The following is a 345-nucleotide window of genomic DNA, read 5'->3' on the forward strand; positions in this document are numbered from 1 at the left end:
CTCACCATCAAATGTTTTCACTTTTATCTCTCCTCCAAGAATCGCAGTGGTTAACGAGATATTTTCTGTAGCATATAAATGTTCTTTTTCCCTGCGGAAGTCTGTATCATTTAAAACCTGAAACGTGATGAACAGGTCTCCTTTTGGACCACCCTGTACTCCTGGGCCACCGTGTCCTTTTATCTTTATCGTTTGACCGTTTTCAACACCCGCGGGAATTGTAAGTCTTATAGATTTACCATTTACGGTAAGCGTTTGCTTTTGATCTTTATAGATCTCACTTAAGCGCAATTGTAGCTCTGCATTAAAATCCTGGCCTTTAAAATGTGCACCTCTATTGGCACC

Annotated in this window: 1 protein-coding gene; it reads right to left on the reverse strand. The window is 40.6% G+C overall.

The features are described 5' to 3' along the window. Window positions 1-345 (reverse strand): DnaJ C-terminal domain-containing protein (locus ACNI3T_RS05955; RefSeq protein WP_418227046.1); only part of this gene is annotated, 345 nt, incomplete at both ends.

The organism is Christiangramia qingdaonensis (genome assembly GCF_048381525.1).
Classification (GTDB): domain Bacteria; phylum Bacteroidota; class Bacteroidia; order Flavobacteriales; family Flavobacteriaceae; genus Christiangramia.